Origin of the sequence: Pelagivirga sediminicola, assembly GCF_003072125.1 — a bacterium.
In the GTDB taxonomy this organism is placed as follows: Bacteria; Pseudomonadota; Alphaproteobacteria; order Rhodobacterales; family Rhodobacteraceae; genus Roseovarius; species Roseovarius sediminicola.
In genome coordinates, this window is sequence record NZ_QCYH01000009.1 from 96658 (window position 1) to 118614 (window position 21957).

At 65.4% G+C, this 21957-nt stretch carries 21 protein-coding genes; 11 read left to right on the plus strand and 10 right to left on the minus strand.

The window, feature by feature from the left end; genetic code table 11:
• Positions 1-2: 2 nt before the first annotated feature.
• The 7 genes from sucD (at position 3) to lpdA (ending at position 8722) form a co-directional block, all read left to right on the plus strand.
• Entirely contained in the window at positions 3-884 is an 882-nt protein-coding gene (sucD, locus tag DC366_RS14615; protein WP_108692968.1) for a succinate--CoA ligase subunit alpha, read from the plus strand.
• A gap of 115 nt (positions 885-999) precedes the next feature.
• Positions 1000-3960, plus strand: coding sequence for a 2-oxoglutarate dehydrogenase E1 component (locus tag DC366_RS14620; RefSeq protein ID WP_108692969.1), 2961 nt, complete (start codon positions 1000-1002; stop codon positions 3958-3960).
• Positions 3961-3963: 3 nt separating this feature from the next.
• Positions 3964-5556, plus strand: coding sequence for a 2-oxoglutarate dehydrogenase complex dihydrolipoyllysine-residue succinyltransferase (gene odhB, locus DC366_RS14625; RefSeq protein WP_108692970.1), 1593 nt, complete (start codon positions 3964-3966; stop codon positions 5554-5556).
• Position 5557: 1 nt separating this feature from the next.
• Positions 5558-6271: a hypothetical protein gene (locus DC366_RS19680; protein ID WP_133176218.1), complete on the plus strand. Its 714-nt coding sequence runs from the start codon at positions 5558-5560 to the stop codon at positions 6269-6271.
• Between the two features lie 3 nt (positions 6272-6274).
• Positions 6275-6808, plus strand: a complete 534-nt coding sequence (locus tag DC366_RS14630) for a hypothetical protein (RefSeq protein WP_108692971.1) — start codon at positions 6275-6277, stop codon at positions 6806-6808.
• Positions 6805-7215: an MAPEG family protein gene (locus tag DC366_RS14635; RefSeq protein WP_108692972.1), complete on the plus strand. Its 411-nt coding sequence runs from the start codon at positions 6805-6807 to the stop codon at positions 7213-7215. The genes DC366_RS14630 and DC366_RS14635 overlap by 4 nt, the downstream gene beginning before the upstream one ends.
• Positions 7216-7333: 118 nt before the next feature.
• Complete coding sequence (gene lpdA / locus DC366_RS14640; RefSeq protein WP_108692973.1) at positions 7334-8722, plus strand: dihydrolipoyl dehydrogenase; 1389 nt, start codon at positions 7334-7336, stop codon at positions 8720-8722.
• A 66-nt stretch (positions 8723-8788) separates the two neighbouring features.
• Here the strand turns inward: lpdA and DC366_RS14645 are convergent, their stop codons facing one another.
• Genes DC366_RS14645 through DC366_RS14660 form a run of 4 tightly spaced genes read right to left on the minus strand, consistent with a single transcriptional unit; the run spans position 8789 to position 11703 of the window.
• Positions 8789-9394 (minus strand): MSMEG_1061 family FMN-dependent PPOX-type flavoprotein, encoded by a 606-nt coding sequence (locus DC366_RS14645; RefSeq protein ID WP_108692974.1) that lies wholly within the window; start codon positions 9392-9394, stop codon positions 8789-8791.
• Positions 9381-10121, minus strand: coding sequence for a lysophospholipid acyltransferase family protein (locus DC366_RS14650; protein ID WP_108692975.1), 741 nt, complete (start codon positions 10119-10121; stop codon positions 9381-9383). The genes DC366_RS14645 and DC366_RS14650 overlap by 14 nt, the downstream gene beginning before the upstream one ends.
• Positions 10118-11029, minus strand: a complete 912-nt coding sequence (locus DC366_RS14655; RefSeq protein WP_243405146.1) for a cell division protein FtsX — start codon at positions 11027-11029, stop codon at positions 10118-10120. Before DC366_RS14655 ends, DC366_RS14650 begins: the two co-directional genes overlap by 4 nt.
• A complete protein-coding gene (locus DC366_RS14660) occupies positions 11026-11703 on the minus strand; it encodes a cell division ATP-binding protein FtsE (RefSeq protein WP_108692976.1) in 678 nt (225 codons plus the stop codon). The genes DC366_RS14655 and DC366_RS14660 overlap by 4 nt, the downstream gene beginning before the upstream one ends.
• 161 nt (positions 11704-11864) lie before the next feature.
• Here DC366_RS14660 and DC366_RS14665 point away from each other — a divergent pair, with 161 nt between their 5' ends.
• Positions 11865-12773, plus strand: coding sequence for a zinc-ribbon domain-containing protein (locus tag DC366_RS14665; RefSeq protein ID WP_108692977.1), 909 nt, complete (start codon positions 11865-11867; stop codon positions 12771-12773).
• Between the two features lie 5 nt (positions 12774-12778).
• The gene (locus tag DC366_RS14670; protein WP_108692978.1) at positions 12779-13696 is read left to right on the plus strand and encodes a DMT family transporter; all 918 of its coding nucleotides are present in this window, start codon (positions 12779-12781) and stop codon (positions 13694-13696) included.
• Here DC366_RS14670 and DC366_RS14675 read toward each other — a convergent pair.
• From DC366_RS14675 to argH, 5 genes are read right to left on the minus strand one after another with little or no spacing between them, the layout of a single operon-like run.
• A complete protein-coding gene (locus DC366_RS14675; RefSeq protein WP_108692979.1) occupies positions 13679-16288 on the minus strand; it encodes a TIGR02302 family protein in 2610 nt (869 codons plus the stop codon). The two genes, DC366_RS14670 and DC366_RS14675, sit on opposite strands and share 18 nt — an antisense overlap.
• Positions 16289-16319: 31 nt before the next feature.
• A complete protein-coding gene (gene lysA / locus DC366_RS14680) occupies positions 16320-17585 on the minus strand; it encodes a diaminopimelate decarboxylase (RefSeq protein ID WP_108692980.1) in 1266 nt (421 codons plus the stop codon).
• A gap of 60 nt (positions 17586-17645) precedes the next feature.
• Positions 17646-17951, minus strand: coding sequence for a DUF2834 domain-containing protein (locus DC366_RS14685; protein WP_108692981.1), 306 nt, complete (start codon positions 17949-17951; stop codon positions 17646-17648).
• Positions 17948-18130: an argininosuccinate lyase gene (locus tag DC366_RS14690; protein WP_108692982.1), complete on the minus strand. Its 183-nt coding sequence runs from the start codon at positions 18128-18130 to the stop codon at positions 17948-17950. Before DC366_RS14690 ends, DC366_RS14685 begins: the two co-directional genes overlap by 4 nt.
• Positions 18127-19518, minus strand: a complete 1392-nt coding sequence (gene argH, locus DC366_RS14695; protein ID WP_108692983.1) for an argininosuccinate lyase — start codon at positions 19516-19518, stop codon at positions 18127-18129. The genes DC366_RS14690 and argH overlap by 4 nt, the downstream gene beginning before the upstream one ends.
• Before the next feature lie 22 nt (positions 19519-19540).
• On the opposite strand from argH, the gene DC366_RS14700 reads away from it, so the two are divergent.
• Positions 19541-20152, plus strand: a complete 612-nt coding sequence (locus tag DC366_RS14700) for a TlpA family protein disulfide reductase (RefSeq protein ID WP_108692984.1) — start codon at positions 19541-19543, stop codon at positions 20150-20152.
• Between the two features lie 93 nt (positions 20153-20245).
• Positions 20246-21409 carry an alpha-hydroxy acid oxidase gene (locus tag DC366_RS14705; protein WP_108692985.1) on the plus strand — a complete coding sequence of 388 codons (1164 nt, stop codon included), beginning with the start codon at positions 20246-20248 and terminating at the stop codon, positions 21407-21409.
• Positions 21410-21454: 45 nt separating this feature from the next.
• Here the strand turns inward: DC366_RS14705 and DC366_RS14710 are convergent, their stop codons facing one another.
• The gene (locus DC366_RS14710) at positions 21455-21784 is read right to left on the minus strand and encodes a hypothetical protein (protein WP_108692986.1); all 330 of its coding nucleotides are present in this window, start codon (positions 21782-21784) and stop codon (positions 21455-21457) included.
• Positions 21785-21957 lie beyond the last annotated feature (173 nt).

The following is a 21957-nucleotide window of genomic DNA, read 5'->3' on the forward strand; positions in this document are numbered from 1 at the left end:
AAATGGCAATCCTCGTAGACGAAAACACCCGCGTCATCTGTCAGGGCCTCACCGGCAGCCAGGGGACGTTCCACACCGAACAGGCTATCGCTTACGGCACGAAAATGGTCGGCGGCGTGACCCCCGGCAAGGGCGGGCAGGTGCATCTGGACCTGCCGGTCTACAACTCGGTGCACGAGGCGCGGCGCGAGACCGAGGCGAATGCGTCGGTGATCTACGTCCCGCCGCCCTTCGCCGCCGACAGTATCCTTGAGGCGATCGACGCCGAGATGGAGCTGATCGTATGCATCACCGAAGGCATCCCGGTGCTGGACATGATGCGCGTCAAGCGCGCGCTGCAGGGGTCGAAATCCAAGCTGATCGGACCCAACTGCCCCGGCGTGATCACGCCCGATGCCTGCAAGATCGGCATCATGCCCGGCCACATTCACAAGCGCGGCTCCTGCGGCGTTGTCAGCCGCTCGGGCACGCTGACCTACGAGGCGGTCAAGCAGACCACCGATGTCGGCCTTGGCCAGTCCACCTGCGTCGGCATCGGCGGCGACCCGATCAAGGGGACCGAGCATATCGACGTGCTGGAATGGTTCCTGGCCGATGACGAGACGCAGTCGATCATCATGATCGGCGAAATCGGCGGCAGCGCCGAAGAGGAAGCCGCGCAGTTCCTTGCCGACGAGAAGAAGCGCGGCCGCTGGAAGCCGACCGCCGGTTTCATCGCCGGCCGCACCGCCCCTCCGGGCCGCCGCATGGGCCACGCGGGCGCCATCGTCGCGGGCGGCAAGGGCGGCGCGGATGACAAGATCGAAGCGATGAAATCCGCCGGTATCGTCGTCGCCGAAAGCCCCGCCGGCCTCGGCGAGGCCGTGCTTGAGGCGATCGGGTAGAAAACATGCGCCCCCGGCGCCATATCGAGGGGCGGGCCGGTGTCCGCCCCCTTATCGGCCAAGACGCGTGCCGCCTGGCCCGCCCCTTTTGCCCCACTCCGTTTGAGGTAATTCCATGACCGACCAATCCCCCAACGACGATTTCCACGCCTCCAGCTTCATGCAGGGGCACAACGTGGAATATCTCGAACAGCTTTATGCGCGATACGCCAATGATCCCAACGCGGTGGACGAGGCGTGGCAGAAATTCTTTGCCGAGATGGGCGATGATGGCGCCGATGTCACCGCCGAGGCGGCCGGCCCGTCCTGGGCGCGCGCCGATTGGCCGCCCATGCCGCAGGACGATCTGACCGGCGCGCTGACCGGCCAATACCCGGCCGAGCCAGAGGCGAAGGAGGTTGGCAAGAAGCTGACCGAAAAGGCGCGCGAGAAGGGTGTCGAAGTCGATGACGCGGTGATCCAGCGCGCCGTTCTGGACAGCGTGCGCGCGCTGATGCTGATCCGCGCCTACCGCATCCGGGGCCATCTGATCGCCGATCTGGATCCCCTGGACCTGCGCGAGCAGCCCTATCGCCCCGAGCTGGACCCGGAAAGCTATGGCTTTTCCGGCAGCGACTGGGACCGGCCAATCTTCATCGACAACGTGCTGGGCCTTCAGATTGCCACCATCCGCGAGATCCTGGGCATCGTGCGGCGCACCTATTGCGGCACTTTTGCGCTGCAATACATGCATATCTCCGACCCCGAACAGGCCGCATGGCTGAAGGAGCGGATCGAGGGTTATGGCAACGAGATCAACTTTACCGAGGAAGGCCGCAAGGCGATCCTCAAGAAGATGGTCGAGGCCGAGGGGCTGGAGAAATACCTGCACGTCAAATACATGGGCACCAAGCGTTTCGGCCTTGATGGCGGCGAAAGCCTGATCCCCGCGATGGAGCAGATCATCAAGCGCGGCGGCTCGCTGGGCGTCGAGGATATCGTCATCGGCATGCCCCATCGCGGCCGCCTGTCGGTGCTGGCCAATGTCATGGGCAAGCCCTACCGCGCGATTTTCAACGAATTCCAGGGCGGCAGCTTCAAGCCCGATGACGTGGACGGATCGGGCGACGTCAAATACCATCTCGGCGCCAGTTCAGACCGCGAATTCGACGGCAACAAGGTGCATCTGTCGCTGACCGCGAACCCCAGCCATCTGGAGGCCGTGAACCCCGTTGTCTTGGGCAAGGTCCGCGCCAAGCAGGACCAACTGAACGATACCGGCCGCACCAAGGTGTTGCCGGTTCTGCTGCACGGCGACGCGGCGTTTGCCGGTCAGGGCGTCGTGGCCGAATGTTTCGGTCTTTCGGGCCTCAAGGGGCACCGCACGGGCGGCACGATGCATATCGTGGTGAACAACCAGATCGGGTTTACCACCGCGCCGCATTTCAGCCGCTCCAGTCCCTATCCCACCGACATCGCGCTGATGGTCGAGGCGCCGATTTTCCACGTCAACGGCGACGATCCCGAGGCGGTCGTTCACGCCGCCAAGGTGGCCACGGAGTTCCGGCAGAAGTTCAACAAGGATGTGGTGATCGACATCATCTGCTATCGCCGCTTTGGTCATAACGAGGGCGACGAGCCCATGTTCACCAACCCGGTGATGTACAAGAAGATCAAGCAGCAAAAGACCACGCTGACCCTTTATACAGAGCGGCTGGTCAAGGACGGGCTGATCCCCGAGGGCGAGGTCGAGGACATGAAGGACGCGTTCCAGTCCTATCTGGCCGACGAATTCGAGGCCGGCACCAGCTACAAGCCGAACAAGGCCGATTGGCTGGACGGCAAGTGGAAGCATCTGGACCGCAAGCTGGAGGATTACCAGCGCGGCCAGACCGCCATTCAGGACGAGACGTTCAAGCAGATCGGCACCGCGCTGACCCGCGCGCCCGACGGCTTTCCGATCCACAAGACGGTTCAGCGCATTCTGGACGCCAAGGCGCAGATGTTCGAAACCGGCACCGGATTTGACTGGGCCACGGGCGAGGCGCTGGCCTTCGGCTCGCTTCTGCTCGAAGGGTTCCCGGTGCGCCTGTCGGGTCAGGACAGCGTGCGTGGCACCTTCAGCCAGCGCCATTCGGCCCTGATCAACCAGAATGACGAGGAGCGCTACTATCCGCTCAACAATATCCGCGAGGGGCAGGCCCGTTACGAGGCGATCGACTCGATGCTGTCGGAATACGCGGTGCTGGGCTTTGAATATGGCTACACGCTGGCCGAGCCGAACGCGCTGACCCTGTGGGAGGCGCAGTTCGGCGATTTCGCCAACGGCGCGCAGATCATGTTCGATCAGTTCATCTCATCGGGCGAGAGCAAATGGCTGCGCATGTCCGGCCTCGTCTGCCTTCTGCCGCATGGCTATGAAGGGCAAGGGCCCGAACATTCCAGCGCGCGGCTGGAGCGGTTTCTGCAGATATGCGGGCAGGACAACTGGATCGTGGCAAACTGCACCACACCGGCCAACTATTTCCACATCCTGCGCCGCCAGCTGCACCGCACCTATCGCAAGCCGCTGATACTGATGACACCGAAATCGCTTTTGCGTCACAAGCTGGCCGTCTCGAAGACCGAGGAATTCACCATCGGGTCCAGCTTCCACCGGGTTCTGTGGGATGATGCGCAATACGGCAACTCCGATACCCGGCTGGTCGCCGATGACAAGATCAAACGCGTCGTCATGTGCTCGGGCAAGGTTTACTTCGATCTGCTGGAGGAGCGCGACAAGCGCGGCATCGACGACATCTACCTCATGCGTTTCGAGCAGTTCTATCCCTTCCCCGCCCAGTCGGCGGTCAAGGAGCTGGAGCGTTTCAAGCAGGCCGAAATGGTCTGGTGCCAGGAAGAGCCCAAGAACCAGGGCGCATGGACCTTCATCGAGCCGAATATCGAATGGGTTCTGGGCCGTATAGACGCCAAGCACGCGCGCCCCGAATATGTCGGCCGCGCAGCTTCGGCATCGCCCGCCACGGGCCTTGCCAGCCAGCACAAAGCGAAACAAGAGGCGCTCGTTGACGACGCCCTGACGATCAAAGGAAACTAAGCCATGAGCACCGAAGTCCGCGTTCCCACCCTGGGCGAATCCGTCAGTGAGGCCACCGTCGCCACCTGGTTCAAGAAACCCGGTGACAGTGTCGAGGCCGATGAAATGCTGTGCGAGCTGGAGACCGACAAGGTCACCGTCGAGGTGCCCAGCCCCGCCGCCGGCACGATGGGCGAAATCGTCGCTGCCGAGGGCGAAACCGTCGGCGTCGATGCCCTGCTCGCCACGATCGAGGAAGGCGCAGGCGCCAAGCCGAAGGATGACAAATCCAAGGACGACAAGGCCAAGGACGCGGGCAAGCCCGGCCGCGACGATCTGCCTTCGGCGGACAAGCCCGCCAGGCAGACCGAGAAATCCACCGGCGACGGCGGCGGCTCGATCGACGTGATGGTTCCCACCTTGGGCGAAAGCGTGTCCGAGGCGACCGTCTCCACCTGGTTCAAGAAGGCCGGCGACACCGTCGAGGCCGACGAGATGCTGTGCGAGCTGGAGACCGACAAGGTCTCGGTCGAGGTGCCCTCGCCCGGCGCCGGAACGCTGGCCGAAATTCTCGCCGCCGAGGGCGACACCGTGCAGGCCGGCGGCAAGCTGGCCGTGCTGTCCTCCGGCAGCGACGCGGACGTGGCGCAGGCCACCGAAACGGCGCCTGCGGGTGGCGGGCAGTATCAGCAGCCCAAGGCGGGGGTGGCCGACAGGGAAGACATCGAAGACGCGCCCTCGGCCAAGAAGGCGATGGCCGAGGCGGGCCTCAGCCCCGATCAGGTCACCGGCACCGGCCGCGATGGCCGCATCATGAAAGAGGACGTCGCCAAGGCCGCCAAGGGCGGCGCACCCGCCCCCAAGGCGCAGGATGCCCCCGCCCCGGCCAAGCGCGCGGCCTCGCCTGCGGATGATGCGGACCGCGAGGAACGCGTCAAGATGACCCGCCTGCGCCAGACCATCGCCCGCCGCCTCAAGGACAGCCAGAACACGGCCGCGATGCTGACCACCTATAACGAGGTCGACATGACCGAGGTGATGGCCCTGCGCGCTGAGTACAAGGAAGAATTCCAGAAGAAGCACGGCGTGAAGCTGGGCTTCATGTCCTTCTTTACCAAGGCCTGCGTGCATGCCCTGAACGAGGTGCCCGAGGTCAACGCCGAAATCGACGGCACCGACATCGTCTACAAGAACTTCGTCCACATGGGCATGGCCGTCGGCACCCCCTCCGGCCTTGTCGTGCCGGTGATCCGCGACGCGCACCAGATGAGCTTTGCAGAGATCGAGAAATCCATCGGCGAGATGGGCGCCAAGGCGCGTGACGGCAAGCTGACCATGGACGAGATGCAGGGCGGCACGTTCACCATCTCCAACGGCGGCGTCTATGGCTCGCTGCTGTCCTCGCCCATCCTGAACCCGCCGCAATCGGGCATCCTGGGCATGCACAAGATCCAGGACCGCCCCATGGCGATCAAGGGCGAGGTCGTGATCCGCCCGATGATGTACCTGGCGCTCAGCTACGACCACCGGATCGTGGACGGCAAGGGGGCAGTGACGTTCCTTGTGCGGGTGAAAGAGGCGCTGGAAGATCCGCGGCGGTTGTTGATGGATTTGTGATATGATCTTGGATCTTCTTGATCAGGAGGATTACCAGGACCTGCCTACTGAGGCAGGTCCTAAATGGGTAGCGATTGAAAGTCTCGCGAGGGCTCGGTTGTATAGCGCACTTGAGCGCGACGATACTCAGCGGACATCAAATAGCCTTAAACTTCAGTATATGCATATTGTAACTGCGGCTGCTGGTGAACTGGGGGTTCGCGGAATATCTATTCCTACTGGAGCGGACCCGTCGGCAAGGTTAGATTCGTTTATGATTGGGGTTCAGGCAGCTGCGACAAGAGTGCGAATAAATTCGCTGCCAGAGGAAACTGTTTTCGGATTTAGGCTACGAAATTCGGCCAAGTCGAGGCTTCGATCTCTTGCTTCTGAAATTCAAGGCACCATCCCAGAATTGGAGCTTAATGAGCGCCAAAAAATTCGCCTCCAGCGAGCGATAGTGAGTTTTCTAGAAGAATTAGACGCTCCCCGCAGTCGATTTTCTATCGGCAGCGGACACCTCGTTGTGGCGCTAACAGTACTTAATCTCACCGTAACAACTACAGCGGCTGGCTCAGATGCTTTAGAAACTTTGCGGTATATGCAGAATATTTGGGGCGAAGAGCATGAGCGTTCAGAAAGTGAAAAGCTTCGCATCGAGTATAATGAGCCCGCTGGATATTTGGAGGCCCCACGAAAGCAAATTGAGGGACCAAAAAAAGTTAGTACTTCCTGAAGAATGACCGCCTACTCTCGCGCCATCGCCGCCCGCCGCGCTTTCCGCCTGCCCGGCTATCCCACCCTCGCCGATCTCGGCTTCGATGGCGACTACGTCTCGCCCATCCAGATCGCCTGCGGAAACCTCACCGGCCCGCTGCTGATCTCGAAGGACTGGCTTGATGCCCCTTCCGCGACCACACATCGCGACCATCTGCAGCATCACGGCCACCTTGCAAGCAACCCCTTCATCCGCGTCATCGACAAGGCGCTTGCACGACTGAACCTCACTCGCGCGGATATCTACATCACGCCGGTGTTTCACCTGCTGACGCCCAAGCGATCCTCCACTATCCCGGCCGCCCACGCCCGCGCCAGCTTTGACGCCATCGGGCGGCTGGAACTGATGGGCCGCCGCCCCGTTGCCCTTGGGACGGACGCCGCAAGCGTCCTGACGCATTTCGGCGTCGATCACACCGCCGCCCCCCACCCTTCGGCCCGCATCGGCAGCTATGACGCGCGCGCGGCCCTCATCGCAAAGGCAATCGCCGCATGACACCCGAACTGACCGTTCTCACCCTCGCCGCACTGCTGCAGGTCGTGCAATTCTTCCTCATGGCGATCCCCGTCAACCTCGAGCTGGGCCCCGGGAAAACCATGTCGCCCCGCGATCCCGGCGATATCGGCGGCCCCATGGCCGAGCAGATCAGCGCCAAATCCGGCCGCCTCGTGCGGGCGCTGAACAACCATTTCGAAGGGCTGATCCTCTTCACTATCGCCTGCACCGTCATCACCGTTTCCGGCCAGTCCACCGCTCTCACCGCCACCTGCGCCTGGATCTACCTGGCCGCCCGCGTCGCATACGTGCCCGCCTATTACTTCGGCCTGGTCCCGTGGCGCTCGGTCATCTGGGGCGTCGGTTTCGGCGCCACGGCGCTCATGCTGCTGGCGGCGCTTGTCTGACATTTCATCTTGGCAAAAATACTCATATCCGAGCCTTGCCAAATCTCCCTTCGGTTGACCCTCCGGGCAATTCCCTGTCTGCTTGGCCCGACCGAACCCGATACAAAGGAAAATCACCATGGCCAGTTATGATGTCATCGTTATCGGCTCCGGCCCCGGCGGCTATGTCGCCGCGATCCGCTGCGCGCAGCTGGGCTTGAAGACCGCCTGCGTCGAGGGCCGCGACACGCTGGGCGGCACCTGCCTCAATGTCGGCTGTATCCCGTCCAAGGCGCTGCTGCACGCGTCGCACATGCTGCACGAGGCCGAGCATAACTTCGCCGCCATGGGCCTGAAGGGCAAGTCGCCTTCGGTCGACTGGAAACAGATGCTGGAGTACAAGCAGGACACGATCGACACCAACACCAAGGGTATCGAGTTCCTGTTCAAGAAGAACAAGATCGACTGGATCAAGGGCTGGGCCTCGATCCCCGAGGCGGGCCGCGTCAAGGTGGGCGATGACACGCATGAGGCGAAAAACATCATCATCGCCAGCGGGTCAGAGCCGTCGGGCCTGAAGGGCGTCGAGGTGGACGAAAAAACCGTCGTATCGTCGACCGGCGCGCTGGAATTGGGCAAGATCCCCAAGAAGATGGTGGTGATCGGCGCGGGCGTTATCGGGCTGGAGATGGGCAGCGTCTATGCGCGCCTCGGGGCCGAGGTGACGGTCGTGGAATATCTCGACGCGATCACGCCGGGCATGGACGCCGAGGTGCAAAAGACCTTTCAGCGCATCCTGAAAAAGCAGGGCCTGAAATTCATCATGGGCGCCGCCGTCCAGTCCTGCGAGGTCAAGGGCGGCAAGGCCAGCGTCAAATACACCCTGCGCAAGAACGACAAGGAGGACCAGATCGAGGCCGATACCGTTCTTCTGGCCACCGGCCGCCGCCCCTTCACCGATGGTCTGGGTCTGGCCGAGCTGGGTGTCGAGCTGTCCGAGCGCGGCCAGATCAAGACCGGCGATGACTGGCAAACCAACGTCAAGGGCATCTATGCCATCGGAGACGCGATAGACGGCCCCATGCTGGCCCACAAGGCCGAGGACGAGGGCATGGCCTGCGCCGAGGTGCTGGCGGGCAAGCATGGCCATGTCAATTACGGCGTCATTCCCAGCGTCATCTATACCCATCCCGAAGTCGCGTCCGTCGGCAAGACCGAGGCCGAGCTGAAGGACGAGGGCCGCGATTACAAGACCGGTAAGTTCAGCTTCATGGGCAATGGCCGCGCCAAGGCGAATTTCGCCGCTGACGGGTTCGTCAAGATCCTGGCGGACAAAGAAACCGACCGGATCCTTGGCTGCCACATCATCGGCCCCTCGGCGGGCGATCTGATCCACGAGGTCTGCGTCGCTATGGAGTTCGGCGCGGCGGCGCAGGATCTGGCGATGACCTGCCACGCGCACCCGACCTATTCCGAGGCCGTGCGCGAAGCGGCGCTCGCCTGCGGTGACGGCGCGATCCACGCATGAAGACGCCGCCCCGATAGGCCTGATCCCCAGGCTGTCGGGGCGGTTTTCCTCATAAGAGCCGCCGACCTACGACCAGATCTCGCGCTGCGATCTTTCTGCCCAATCGGCATCGAAGCGCGCGCCGTCGATGGCGCCTTCGGTCGCCTCGGCCAGCAGATCGCCCATGCCGGGCAACTGTGCGCTGTCATCGCGCGCCCATATGCCCGAGCGCATCTGCGCACGCGAGCATTGCAGATAGACCTCCGCGATATCGATCACCAGAACCGAGCGGGGCAGCTTGCCGTCCTTGGCAAACCGCTCCACCAGCGCGGCATCGGTGGTGATGCGCCCCCGCCCGTTGATGCGGATGACCGTGGTCGACCCCGGCACCATGAACATCAGCGACAGGCGCCCGTCAGTGATGATGTTGCGCAGGCTGTCCATCCGGTTGTTGCCGCGCCAGTCGGGCATGGCGAGCGTCACCGGGTCCAGCTGCGTGACGACAGGGCCATCATCGCCGCGCGGGCTGCCGTCGGTGCCGCCTGGTCCGACCGTGCTGAGGATGCAGAACCGCGACGCGGCGATCCATTTCGCGTGCAGCGGCAATAACTGCCTGGAAACCTTGCGTTCCGCCGCAAGGCTGGGCGTGCCGTAAAGCGCCTCCAGCGCGGCTATATCCTTAACGTAGTCCATCCCGATCAAACCCCGCTTCGCTCAACAGCGCATCCGACGCGCCCTCGATATCGGCCTCGAGCCGCGCCATGAAATCGCCGCGCTCCATGCCGGTCCTGATCGGCGGCAGAAACTCCACCACCGCCAGCCCCCGCTTGCGCAGGATGCCATGACGCGGCCAGAAGACGCCCACATTCGTGGCCGCAGGCACGCAATCCTGCCCCAGGGCGGCATAGATCGCGCCCGATCCGATCTTGTAGGGCATATGCACCCCCGGCGCGACGCGCGTGCCCTGGGGGTAGATGATCAGCTGGCCCGGCTCTTGCGCGCCCTTGGCGACATCGGCGATCATCTTCTTGACGGCCGCGCTGCGCTTGCCCCGGTCCACCGGAATGCAACCGATGCGCAGGGCATACTGGCCCAGGATCGGAGTCCACATCAGCTCGCGCTTCATGATGAACTTGCCCGCCGGGACGGCGCTGAAGATCAGGATGATGTCCAGAAATGACTGATGCTTGGCCGCGATCACCACCTCACCGGTCGGCGGGGTGCCGCGGATTTCGGTGCGCAGGCCGACAATCCAGCGCGCGCTGGTGCGCACCCAGGCGCAGAACAGCTTGCAGGCCGTGCGCGCGCCCCGCGTGCTGAACAGCGCCCAAGGGAAGAACAATAGGCCCAGCACCGCCATCGCCAGATACATCTGCACGATGAACAGCAGCGACAGCAGCCATTGCAGCGCGTGCTTCATGGCATCTCGCGCAATGTGCGCTGCGCCGCCGCGCGCGTGGCCAGATAGGCGACCCCGCCCGACAAGAGCGGAATGACCAGCGGCCAGAGCCAGTGCCAGCCCTGAAAGCCCAGCCCGGTCAGAAAGCCCCCGCCCACATCCGTGCGCGGCAACAGCGCCACGGCGATGCAGCCCAGCACCGTGCCCGCCGCCGCGCCGCCAAGGCTGCGCAGCGTGAACCGGCGCACGAAGGCTTGCGCGATATACCCGTCACGCGCGCCGACAAGGCGCAGCACGCCGATCACCTGCGCATTGGCCGACAGCGCCGCGTTGGCCGCCAGCGTGATCATCGCCGCCACCGTCCCCGCGATCAGCAGCAGCGACAGCCAGCCCAGAAGGCGAAGGCGCGATGCGGCCCGCACCAATGGCGCGCGCCAACGCGTGTGATCGTCCAGCACCGCGCCCGGCACCTCGGCGGCAAGGCGCAGACGCAGACCGGCGGCGTCATAGCCTGCGCCCTCCTCGATGATCTCGACCAGCTGGGGAATGGGAAGATCCTCGACCGGCAGATCGGGGCCGAACCACGGCTCCAGCAGAGCGCGTTGCTCGCTTGCGTCCAGCGCGCGGGCGGACGCGATGCCGGGCGTGGTGCCCAGCACCTTGAGGGCCGCATCGGTCTGCGCGATCATCTGCCCCTCAGGGGCCGAGATCCGCAAGGTGGAACTGCGCGCCAGCGCGTCCCCCCACCGGTCCGCCAGCCGCGCCGTCGCCAGCGACAGCGCCAGCGCGAAGACCGCCAGAAAGGCCATCGCGCCCGCCGCGAACACGGTCAGCGACGCGGTAAAGCCCGTGGGCGGCACCACCCGGTCCGCGCCCGCGTCCCCGGCCAGAAGGCCGCGAAAACGCTCCAGATCCAGCCATTTCCTCACAGATCCGCCCCCGCCAGTTGCAAGCGCCGGTTCGAGATGCGCAAGACGCGCGCCTGCACATGCGTCTTGGCCGCGCGGATCAGGGCCAGATCATGCGTGGCGATCATGATGGTCTTGCCCATGCGGTTCAGCTCGATCAGCAGGCGCATCAGGCGCTGGGACATCTCCCAATCGACGTTGCCCGTCGGCTCGTCGGCCAGAATGACGTCGGGCGACATGATGATCGCCCGCGCCAGCGCCGCGCGCTGCCGCTCGCCCCCCGAAAGCTCGGGCGGACGGGCCTCTGCCCGTTGCGTCAGTCCGACCCAGCCGGTCAGCTCGCGCAGGTTGGCATCCTCGGCCAGCATGTCGCGGTCCGAGACCAGCAGCGGCAGGGCGATATTCTCGGCCACGCTCAGATGGTTCAGGAACTGGCAGTCCTGATGCACCACGCCGATCCGCCGCCGCGCCAGTGCGATATCATCGCGGGTCAATTCGCGCGCATCGGCATCGAACAGGCGCACATGGCCCGCCGTCGGCATCAACGCGCCGTAAAGCAGCTTGAGCAGCGTCGTCTTGCCCGCGCCCGATGGCCCGGTCAGGAAGTGGAACGATCCCGGCTGCAACCGCAGCGTGATATCGCTCAGCAGCTCGCCGCCGCCATAGGAATAGGCCACATTTTCCAGCTCGATCACCGGCCGCCCCTCATGCCTGTTTGGTTCCTAAATGCCCCACCGGCAGGCGTCTTGCAATCGCAGGGCGCAAATCCTTTGATCTTTTCCGCCAATCCATTAAACCTTACGAAAACCACGAGACAGTATAACTCGGGCGAATGGGGACAGTGACAGGTGCGACTATGAGGCTGACTTGCCCGAATTGCGGGGCGCAATACGAAGTTCCCGATGACGTGATCCCCGAGGCGGGTCGCGATGTCCAATGCTCCAATTGCGGCGACACGTGGTTTCAGACGCATCGCGACCATCCCGCAGATGAGGCGGCAGACGCCGATCAGGCTGACGATTGGGAAGAGGTCACGCCAGAGCCGGATACGCCAGAGGCCCCCGCCGAAGATGCGGCGCAGGATCCAGCGCCCGAGGCCGGGCCCGACGCCGCAAGCGACGCGGACCCCGCGCCCGCGCCCCTGCCCGAGACCGAACGCCCGGAGCGGCGCGAGATTGATCCCGCCGTCGCGAATGTCCTGCGCGAGGAGGCCGAGCGCGAGAAACGCGCCCGTGCCGCCGCACAGGGCGGGCTGGAGACGCAGCCGGATCTGGGGCTTGGCGACGGACAGGACGAGGCCCGGCGCACCCGCGAGGTCCGCGCCCGCATGGCCCGTATGCGCGGCGAGGAGGACCAGGAAGCCGCGAGCGCCGATGAGGATGCGCAGGGCATCGACCCCACCTCGCGCCGCAGCCTTTTTCCCGATATCGAGGAGATCAACTCGTCGCTGGGGCCCGGCGATGATCCGCAGGGCGCGGGCGCCGCGTATGATGCCTATCCCGACGCGGCGGCTGCGCAGCGCGGCGGCTTCCGGCGGGGATTTCTCATCGCGGTGCTGATCGCGGTTATCCTGCTGCTGATCTACATTTTCGCGGTGCCTCTGGGCAATCTGATGCCTTCGTTGCAGGATGTTCTGGCCGATTATGCCGCCTGGGTTGACGGGCTGCGCGTCTGGCTGGACGGGCAGATTGCCGCGCTGATGCTGTGGCTGGACGGGATGGCATCCGGCGCGCCTGAACCGGCCGGCGACAGCACCGGCAACTGACCCCCATGTTGCCTGCGGCCGCGCGCGGCGGGTCTTCCAGCCAACTGGCCCCGGTCCTGCTGACATTCGTGTCGGCGATTTTCTGGGGCCTGTGGTGGGTGCCGATCCGCTGGATCGAGAGCATGGGACTCAGCGGCGCGCAGGCGGGCATCATCTGCAACGCGGGCGCGGCGCTGATGATCGCAGGCTACATGATCGCCGCGCGCGTACATCCGCGCATCAGCGCGCGCACCATTCTGGGCGCGGGGCTGATCGGGGTGGCGTTCGCGTCCTATTCGGTTGCGTTCACGCTGTCGGACGTGGTGCGCGTGATCTTGCTGTTCTATCTCGCGCCGGCTTGGAGCAAGATCATCGAATGGGCGTTTCTGGGCCAGCGCTGGCACAGGACATCGACCGTAACGCTGGCCCTGTCGCTGGGCGGCGCGTATCTGGTGATGGGCGGCGAGGTGTCGCTTCAGTCGATGAATCTGGGCGATGCGCTGGCGCTCTTGTCGGGCGTATCCTGGGCGGTGGGGGCGGCGCTTGTGTTCACGGGGCGCCGCTCGACCGCGTCGGCGCTGACGCTGGCCACGGTCGTGTGGGCAATGCTGCTGTCGCTGCTCTTTGCCTGGGCCACCGGTGAGGCATTGCCCGCCGCGGGCGACGCGCCCGCGATGGGCGCCGCACTGGCGCTCGGCGCGGTCTATCTGCTGCCCGTCCTTGGCATCACCTTGTGGAGCGCGCAGCGCCTGCCCCCGGCGCTGCTGAGCTTTCTGTTCACGCTGGAGATCGTGGCGGGCGTCGTGTCGGGCGCGCTGCTGCTGGACGAGCCGTTCGGCCTGTGGCGGCTGTCGGGCGGGCTGCTGATCATCGGCGCCGCGCTGATCGAGGCGCTCGCCGCGCTGCGCGCCACATCCGGCAGCGTGTCAGAAACGATCCAATAGGCGGCGCAGATAATCACGCTCGACCTCTGGGCGCGCGCCCTCGCCCGAGCGGCGGCGCAATTCGTCCAGCAATTCGCGCGCGCGGCGATACACGTCCTCGCCCTGCAGCAGGTTGCCGTCGGTGCCCGCGCTCCGGCCTTCGCCGGCACGGCGGCCCAGCGGATCGGACTGCGGGCCGCTGGCGCCGCCCTCGGCGCGGCCCTCGTCGTCCTGCTGCATTCCGTTCTGTTCGGCCATCGCGCGGCCCAGCTCGCGCATGCCATCGCGCAGGGCATCCATCGCCTCGGCCTGCCGGTCGATCGCGCCCGCCATGTCGCCGTCGCGCAGCGCCTGCTCGGCGCCGTCCATCGCCTCGCCCGCGCGGTCCAGCGAACGGCGCGCGTCCTCGGCAGCCTCGCCGCCGCCCGGCAGATTGCCGCGCTGGCGCTGCAACTCCTGCCGCAACGCCTGCTGGCGATCGGCCAGCCCCTGCGGCCGGCCGTCCGGACCAGGCTGCGCGCCCGCGCCTCCGCCGGTTCCGTCACGGCCCGCGCCCTGACCCTCGCCCTGCTGGCCCAGCCCTTGCTGGCCTTCACCATCCTGCCCGTCTCCAAGGCCTTCGTTGCCGGGGGTCTGGCCACCGCCGCTGCCCTGATTGAACTGCTGCTGCAGATCGCGAAACGCCTGATCGGACAGGTCCTGCTGCTCGCGCAGGGTGTCGGCCAGCCCCTCCATCGCCTGACCGCCGGGGCTGCCCTCGCCGTCGCCGCCCTGCCCTTCGGTGACGCGCAGGTTTTCCATCATCTCCTGGAACTGGCGCATCGCCTCTTCGGCTTCGGCAATGCGGCCCTGGCGCATCAACTCCTCGATCCGGTCCATCATGTCCTGCAGATCCTGCTGCTGGAGCAACGTGGTCTCGCGGTCCCCAGAATTGGGCTCATCAGGGCCGCCCTCACGCTCGGCCTGCATGGATTTGTGGCGCAGGTAGTCATCCGTCGCGTCGCGCAGCTCCTGCATCAGGCGCGCCATCTCGTCCTCGCTGGCGCCGTTGCGCATCGCCTCGCTCAGCCGTTCCTGCGCCTCGCGCATCCGCTCCAGCGCGTCGCCGATATCGCCGTCCTCCAGCGCCAGCGCCAGATCCCAGAGCGCCTGCGCCAGCTCGTCCCGAAGCTCGGCGGGGACCGTGCCGTCCGTCGTCCCGGCCTCCAGCCTGCGCAGGATCGTGCGCAGCTTCAGGTAATCGGCCTTGTCGCGAAACAGCGTCTCGCCGGGCTGATAGGTGACCGCGCGCAGAACCTGCGCCACGCGCGGCGCGTTGGCGGCGCTCCACAACAGATCGCGCCGCTGCTCGATCACGGCGGCAGCCAGCGGGTCGAAAAAGCGCCGCGCAGGCAGATCCATCCTCAGCGGCGCGCTTGTGCCGGTCTGGCCTGCCGCATCCTCCACCTGCAGCGTCAGCGTCACCGGCAGATGCGCCCAAGGGTGCTGGGACAGGTTGCCGACCAGCGTTTCGGAAAACTCCGCGCGACCGCCCGTGATCGGCAGCGGCAGGTCCAGCACGACAGGATCGCGCGGCTCCGGCTCTGCGGCCAGGCCATAGCGGCGATCCACGTCCTCCAGCACCAGCCGGAACGTCGCCGTGCCGCCGGTCACGCCATAATCGTCCTGCGCGGTGAATGGCTGGCTCATCTGGCCGTCAAACGTGGTCTTGGCGCCGTCCGGCGTCAGCGCGGCACTGGGCGCGGCGTCGGGGACGGCGCGGATGTCCCACTTGCGCCCGCCCGGCCCGTCGATCGCCAAGGTGCCGTCCTGCACCACGTCAAAGGCTTGTTCGGGATCGGTGGCGGCGCCGATATCCTCGGTCCGGCCCGAGACGGTTTCGGCCAGCGCCAGCGCGCCGATTTCGCCGTAAAAGCGCAAGGTGACGCGGCTGCCGACAGGCACATCCAGCCGTTTGCCCTGCTGATCGGCAAGGTAAAGACTGGGCAATCCGGTATAGACCGGCGGCTCGATCCAGCCCTCCCATGTCGGTCCGGACACCGGCGCGCCGCTGCCGCCGCCCTGCGCCAGCTGCGCCGCCGATGTCACGCGCCAGACCGAGCCGAAGAGCAGCGCCACCACCAGCCCCAGAAGCGCAATGTAGCGCAGGCCGAACGGGTCCAGCCGCGCGATGCGCAGATCGGGGCGCGGGGCGCGGGCGGCCTCTGCGGCCCGCTCCATGCGCGCGCGGTGCGCGTCCCAAAGCGCCTCTGACGCGGGATCGCCGCGCCCTATGCCTTGCGCATCGCCCAGCGCCTGCAACGGGCGCCCCGGCAGCGCGGCATCCAGCCGGTCCAGCGCCTCGCGCCGCCGCGGCCAGCGGAACCGCGCCAGCCCCACGATCAGCAGCGCCGCCGCGCCCAGCACCGCGGCGATCATCACGCTGGCCGCCAGCTCGAACATCAGCAGCTCGTGCAGGCCCAGCATCAACGCCGCCGCCACCGCCGCCAGCAGCGTCCAGAGCGGCCAGAAGGCGCGCACCAGCCGCTCGGCCACCAGACCGGCCCATGTCAGGGTCAGCGGCAGCCTCAGCCGCGCCCGCAAAGGGCCTGTCAGGTTGGGACGCTGGGCCATGCACCTCTCCGGAAACTGGCCCTGCCGCGCGCTAGAGCCATGAGGGGATGATATCGCGATTCAGTATTTCGTCAAAGGTGGGCCGCGCACGGATGACGGCGAAGTCCTGCCCATTGACCAGCACCTCGGGGACCAGCGGGCGGGTGTTGTACTCGCTCGCCATAACGGCACCATATGCCCCGGCGCTGCGGAAGGCGACCAGATCGCCGGCCGCCAGCGCGGGCATCATGCGCTGGCGCGCAAATGTGTCGCCGCTTTCGCAGACCGGGCCGACGATGTCATAGGGCTGCTGCTCGGCCGCCGGGGCGGGCTGGATCACCGGCACGATATCGTGCCAGGCGTCATACATGGCCGGGCGGATCAGATCGTTCATCGCGGCGTCGAGGATCAGAAAATCGCGGCCCTCGCCGGATTTGACATAGATGACCTCGCTCACCAGAAGCCCGGCATTGCCGGCAATCAGGCGCCCCGGCTCGATCTCGATCTCGCAGCCCAGATGGCCCAGCGTTTCCTTGATCATCGCGCCATACTGGCTGGGCAGTGGCGGCGCCTCGTTCCCGCGCGTGTAGGGGATGCCAAGGCCGCCGCCCAGGTCCAGGCGGCGGATGTCGTGGCCATCGGCGCGCAGAATCCCGGTCAGCTCGCCGACCTTCAGATAGGCTTGGCGAAAGGGCTCAAGATCGGTCAGCTGGCTGCCGATATGCACGTCGATCCCGATCACCTCCAGCCCCGGCAGACGGGCGGCAAGGGCGTAAACCTCGCGCGCACGGCTGATCGGTATGCCGAACTTGTTCTCGGATTTGCCGGTGGCGATCTTGGCATGCGTTTTTGCATCGACATCGGGATTCACGCGCACGGTGATCGGCGCCCGCAGGCCCATTCCCTCGGCGACGGCGCTCAGCGCTTCCATCTCCGGCTCGCTCTCGACGTTGAACTGGCGGATGCCGCCCTCCAGCGCCAGGCGCATCTCCTCGCGCGTCTTGCCGACGCCGGAAAACACGATCTTGTCGCCCGGCACCCCCGCCGCCTTGGCGCGCAGGTATTCGCCGCCCGAGACCACGTCCATCCCCGCGCCAAGCCGCGCCAGCGTCTTCAGGATCGCCACGTTGCTGGCCGCCTTCATGGCATAGCACACCAGATGATCCAGCCCCTCCAGCGCATCGTTGAACAGGTTGAAATGCCGCTCCAGCGTGGCGGTGGAATAGACGTAGAACGGCGTGCCGACGGCGGCGGCGATATCGGCCACCGGCACATCCTCGGCATGCAGCACGCCATCCTTGTAGAGAAAATGATCCACGCTAACCGTTCCTTGCTGGCCTCAGGGCTTCATCTTGGGGAAATTACTCAAATCCCGCCCCTACCCCTTGCGCAGACGCAGATAAAGGTAAAGCGGCAGGCCGCAGCTGACCCCGATGCAGAACGTCGCCGGAATGGCGGCAAGACGCGCCCAGTCGCGGATGCGCCATGTCTCGGCCAGCACCCAGACCGTCAGCGCGACAGCGGCGATGGTCAGATCCCAGACCAGCCCGCTGGTGGCGGCGTTGGCGTGCCATGCCGTCACCATCGCGCCAAGGTCAAAGCCGTTCTGCGCGAACCAGCGCAGGAACCATGTCATCGGGTGGATGACGCCCCAGACGGCCAACGCCAGAAAGACATACTTCACAGCACAGCCGCCGTATGCACGCTGACATTGCCGCCGATCCATTTGCCCGGCTCGGGCTTGGCCGAGGCGTTGGGCGGACGGGCCAGCGCGCTGTCGTTCTTGGATGGGCGCACCGGCGCGCCATCGACGCCGCAGGCCGTGAGGGCCGCCAATGCGGCCAGAGCGATCGCGTATTTCATCCCAGCACCTCCTGCCAGCGCTTCACCTGCGCGCGCACCTGGCTTGGCGCGGTCCCGCCATAGCTGACGCGGCTGGCCACCGAATTATGCACGCCCAGCACGTCAAAGACATCCCCGGTAATGTCGCCATGCACCCCTTGCATGTCCTCAAGCGTCAGATCGGGCAGATCGCAGCCCTTCTTCTCGGCCAAGGCCACCAGCGCGCCGGTGACGTGATGCGCCTCGCGAAACGGCATGCCCAGCACGCGCACCAGCCAGTCGGCCAGATCGGTCGCGGTGGAAAATCCGGTGGCGGCGGCGGCCTCCAGCACCTCGCGGTTGGCGCTCATGTCGCGCACCATGCCTTCCATCGCGGCAAGGGCCAGCATAAGGTTGTCGGCGGCGTCGAACACCTGCTCCTTGTCCTCCTGCATGTCCTTGGAATAGGCCAGCGGCAGGCCCTTCATCACCAGCGTCAGCGCGACATTGGCGCCAAAGATGCGCCCGATCTTGGCGCGGATCAGCTCGGCGGCATCCGGGTTCTTCTTTTGCGGCATGATGGATGAGCCGGTCGAGAACCGGTCCGACAGCGCCACGAACCGGAACTGCGCCGAGGACCAGATCACCAGCTCTTCGGCCATGCGGCTCAGATGCATCGCGCAGATGCTGGCGGCGCCGAGGAATTCCAGCGCGAAATCGCGGTCGCTGACCGCATCGAGCGAATTGGCAGAGGGGCGGTCAAACCCTAGCGCCTGCGCCGTCATCTCGCGGTCGATGGGAAAGGACGTGCCGGCCAGCGCCGCCGCACCAAGCGGGCATTCGTTCATCCGCGCGCGGGCGCCCCGCATGCGGGACAGATCGCGCGCGAACATCTCGACATAGGCCATCATGTGATGGCCCCATGTCACCGGCTGCGCCACTTGCAGATGGGTAAAGCCCGGCATCACCCAATCTGCGCCTGCCTCGGCCTGCGACACAAGCGCGCGCATCAGCGCCTGCAGCGCGCCCTCGGCGGCATCCAACTGGTCGCGCACCCACAGCTTGAAATCGGTCGCGACCTGATCATTGCGCGACCGGCCCGTGTGCAGACGGCCCGCAGGCTCGCCGATCACCTCTTTCAGCCGCGCCTCGACATTCATGTGGATGTCTTCGAGCGCTGCGGAAAACGCGAAGGTGCCGCCTTCGATTTCGGCCAGAACGCTGTCCAGCCCTTCCTTCATCGCGCCCGCATCGCTATCTGTAATGATGCCCGTGGCTGCCAGCATGGCGGCATGGGCCTTCGATCCGGCGATATCCTGGGTCGCCATGCGCTTGTCGAACCCGATCGAGGCATTTATCGCCTCCATGATCGCATCGGGCCCGGCGGCGAAACGGCCGCCCCACATCTGGTTCGAAGAATTGTCTGCCATGCCTTGCCCCTCTGGAGGAAAAATGCGCCTGTCACGTTCCGCCCTGCTTTATCCCGCCCTCGGCCTCGGTGCAATCGTGGCGGGCCTGTTCCTTGCACTCGGTGGCCCGGCGGATTCCGCGTCCGATCAGGCTGCGCGCGACTATTCCGCGCTGGCCGCCGAACTGGACGGCGACATGAAGAAGCTGACCTTCCATGCCGAGCCCAAGGCGGCCGCGACCGCCAGCTTCACCACCGAAGACGGCGGCACCGCGACGCTGGCCGATTACAAGGGCAAATATGTGCTGCTGAACTTCTGGGCCACCTGGTGCGCGCCCTGCCGCAAGGAAATGCCGATGCTGGCCGAGTTGCAGACCGAATTCGGCGGCGACGATTTCGAGGTTCTGACGCTGGCCACCGGGCGCAACCCGGTGCCCGCCATCGAAGGCTTCTTTGACGAGATCGGCGTGACCAACCTGCCCGCGCATCGCGACCCGAAACAGGCCGTCGCGCGCGAGATGGGCGTTCTGGGCCTGCCGATCACCGTCATCCTTGACCCGGTGGGGCGCGAAGTGGCCCGCATGCAAGGCGATGCGCACTGGAGCTCGGACAGCGCCAAGGCAATGATTGCGGGTCTGATCCAGCATCTTCAGTAACGCGCCACGATTTTTCGCGAAAAATCGCCGCCCGTTGCAAGCCGGGCGGACCAGCGGCTAGAACTTTGTGCAGTTGCACAGCGGAGGCGCCCCATGCCCGTCATCACCAACATTCAGGACCTGCATGCCATCTATCGCCGCCGCGTGCCGCGCATGTTCTATGACTACACCGAATCGGGCAGCTGGACCGAGCAGACCTTTCGCGCCAACAGCAGCGATTTCAACGACATCCTCCTGCGCCAGCGTGTTGCCGTGGACATGGCCGAGCGCAGCACCGCAAGCCGGATGATCGGCCAGGATGTGGCGATGCCAGTGGCGCTGGCGCCTGTCGGCCTGACCGGCATGCAAAGCGCCGATGGCGAGATCAAGGCCGCCCGCGCCGCCGGAAAATTCGGGGTGCCCTATACGCTCAGCACAATGTCGATCTGCTCGATCGAGGATGTGGCCGAGAACACCGACAAACCCTTCTGGCTGCAGGTCTACACGCTGAAAGACGATGATTTCATGCAGCGTCTGTTCGACCGGGCCAAGGCCGCCAAATGCTCGGCCGCGGTGATTACCGTCGATCTGCAGATGCTGGGCCAGCGGCACAAGGATATCCGCAACGGCCTCTCGGCGCCGCCGAAACTGACCGCGCGCAGTGTGGCCAACATGGCGACCAAGGTGCAGTGGGGCCTTGAAATGCTGGGCACCAAGCGGCGGTTTTTCGGCAATATCGTTGGCCACGCCAAGGGCGTGAGCAACCCCGAAGACCTGACCTCATGGACCAACGAAGCGTTCGATGCGTCCCTTGACTGGGACCGTATCCGGCAGTTTCGCAAGATGTGGGACGGGCCGCTGATCATCAAGGGCATCATCGATCCGCGCGATGCGCGGGAGGCGCTGAACGTGGGCGCCGACGCGATCGTGGTCAGCAATCATGGCGGACGGCAACTGGACGGCGCGCTGTCCTCCATTCGCGCGCTGCCCGCGATCATGGACGCGGTCGGCGACCGGATCGAGGTGCATCTGGACAGCGGCATCCGCTCGGGCCAGGACGTTCTGAAGGCCTTGGCGATGGGCGCCACCGGCACCTATATCGGACGCGCCTATATCTACGGGCTGGGCGCGATGGGCGAGGCGGGCGTCACCCGCGCGCTGCAGGTGATCCACAAGGAACTGGACGTGTCGATGGCATTCTGCGGCCACCGCGACATTCGCGGCGTGGACCGCGATATCCTGATGATCCCCAAGGATTTCTCGGACCGCTGGCAATAGGCGCGGGCGGCGGGACAATGCGCGCAATGTCCCGCCGCCCGGCAATCATTCGAAGGTGAATTCGCCGACGGTGCAGACATCCACGTCTTCTTCCTTCAACTGGTCGCCATCTTCGAATGTGATCAGAAAATCAAAGATGCAATGGCCGGTGCCATCGTCGAAATCGATGGTCACGGACGCATTATGCGGCAGCACATCAGCGCCGAGAATGTCCTCTTCCCACTGGTCGGTTCCATTGTTGGAGCCGTAGAATTCCGTGATCGCATAGCCGGTCTTGTTGATGATCTCGACCTTGCGGTCTGCCGCGGCGGCAGGCAGGGCCACGACAGCGCAGAGCGCGGCCAGGGTGCCCGCGCGGGAAAAGTGATTGTACAAGTTTGGTACTCCTTGAAAAGAACGGCAGATTGGTCTGCCACGGCGCATGTCGCCGCCGCCATCATGGGAAATTCCCGTTCAAAGACAAGCCTCTGACCGCGTCAAATTACATCTTTCGCACCTCCGCCCGGCCGCGCCCACCTGCCGCCGCGGAACACGCGGCCCTCGGGCGG